This is a genomic window from Myxococcus sp. CA040A, from assembly GCF_013336725.1.
GTDB lineage: Bacteria > Myxococcota > Myxococcia > Myxococcales > Myxococcaceae > Myxococcus > Myxococcus llanfairpwllgwyngyllgogerychwyrndrobwllllantysiliogogogochensis.
Window position 1 is genome coordinate 1 of sequence record NZ_JABUMR010000034.1, and the last position, 2,115, is coordinate 2,115.

Annotated in this window: 1 protein-coding gene; it reads left to right on the forward strand. The window is 66.1% G+C overall.

Annotated features, from left to right (window positions below):
* Positions 1-2,115, forward strand: a 2,115-nt coding sequence (locus HUA75_RS45965; RefSeq protein WP_174490125.1) for an amino acid adenylation domain-containing protein, incomplete at both ends; no start/stop codon positions are given.

Sequence of the window (2,115 nt, forward strand, 5' to 3'; positions counted from 1 at the left end):
TCTTCGTCAACACCCTCGTCCTCCACTCCCGACTCGACTCGAAGCAGTCCTTCCGTCAGTTGCTCTCCCAGGTGCGCACGTCCACTCTGGCCGCCTACGAGCACCAGGACGTCCCCTTCGAGAAGCTCGTCGAGGAGCTTCAGCCTCAGCGTGACCTGAGCCGCTCACCGCTCTTCCAGGTCACCCTCACCCTTCAGAACGCTCCTGAAGAGGAACTCAAGCTCCCGGGTCTCACCCTCAGCGGGCTGGCTCCCAGCATCGAGACGGCGAAGTTCGACTTCAGCCTCTTTCTCGAAGAAGGCATCAACGGCTTCGTCGGCGGCTTCAACTACAACACCGACCTCTTCGACGCGGCGACCATGGAGCGCCTCTCGCGTCACTACTCGGTGCTGATTGAGGCGCTGACCGTTTCGCCTGATGCACAGCTCGGTCTGATTCCTCTGCTCACGGTGGCAGAGAAGCAGCAAGTCCTCGCGGGTTGGAACGGCACCACGACGAGCTACCCTCGCAACGCAAGCATTCAGGAGCTCTTCGCTCACCAGGCCGCGCGCACGCCTGATGCTGTCGCCGTTGTCTCAGGTGAGGAGTCTGTCTCCTACGCCCAGCTCGACTCGCGCTCCAATCAGCTCGCCCATTACCTGCGCACTCTCGACGTTCTTCCCGGCTCGCGCGTCGCCGTCCGTCTCGACCGCTCCGCCGACCTCATCGTCTCCCTCCTCGCCATCCTCAAGGCCGGCGCCTCCTACGTCCCCCTCGATAAGGCCTGGCCTTCCGACCGCCTCGCCTTCGTCCTTCGCGAGTCCTCAGCCGGCGTCGTCCTCTCTCACTCCGACGTCGTCGATGACCTGCCTGCCTGCGGCGCCGTCCTCCTCGTCATCGATGAGGAGGCTGCTCTCATCGCTCGCCAGCCATCTTCACCTCTCACGGGTGTCGTGACAGGGGATGACCTCGCCTACGTCATGTTCACCTCCGGCTCCACCGGTGAGCCCAAGGGTGTCTGCGTCCCTCACCGAGGCGTCACCCGCCTCGTCTCCTCTTCCTTCATCTCCTTCGCCGCTTCCGACGTCTGGCTCCACGCGGCCCCCGTCGCCTTCGACGCCTCCACCCTCGAAATCTGGGGCGCTCTCCTCCACGGCTCCAAGCTCGTCCTCGCTCCTCCCCATGCCCTGTCGCTCGAGGAGTTGGGCGCTCTGCTTGTCCGCGAGGGCATCACCTCCCTCTGGCTCACTGCGGCTCTCTTCGAGCAGATGGTGGCGACTCAGCCCGTCGCGCTGGCTGGTGTCCGCCAGGTGCTCGCCGGTGGCGACGTCCTGCCGCCTTCTCGCGTCCGCGAGTACCTCGCGCGGCTGCCCCCGGGCCACGTCCTCGTCAACGGCTACGGCCCTACCGAGAACACCACCTTCTCCGCCACTCACTCGCTGCGGAATGGGGACTCCTTCTCTCGCTCCGTCCCCATCGGCGCTCCTCTCTCCAACTCCTCCGCCTTCGTCCTCGACGCCTCCTTCCAGCCCCTGCCTCCGGGCGTCCCTGGAGAGCTCTTCGTCGGGGGTGACGGCCTTGCTTGGGGTTACCTCAACCGCGCTGACCTCACCGCCGAGCGCTTCGTCCCTCATCCCTTCTCTTCTTCGCCCGGTGCTCGCCTCTATCGCACCGGGGACCGCGTCCGCTGGCTCGCCGACGGCACTCTCGAGTTCCTCGGCCGCTCCGACTTCCAGGTGAAGGTCCGCGGCTTCCGCATTGAGTTGGGTGAAGTCGAGGCCGCTCTCCGCCTCTTCTCTGGCATCCAGGAAGGCGTCGTCCTCGCTCGCGAGGACGTCCCCGGTGACAAGCGTCTCGTCGCCTACTTCACCTCGGCCGAGTCCTCTGTCGATGGCTCGGCGCTGCGCACATTCCTCTCCCAGCGCCTGCCCGAGTACATGGTGCCGGCCGCTCTCGTCTCCCTCTCCGCCTTCCCCCTCTCCGCCAATGGGAAGCTCGACAGGAAGGCTCTTCCTCCTCCCGACTTCGCCGCTGCCACCTCCTCCGGCGACGACTTCGCCCCTCCCTCCACCCTCACCCAGTCCCGCCTCGCCTCCATCTTCTCCGACGTCCTCGGCCTGGAGCGCGTCAGCATCC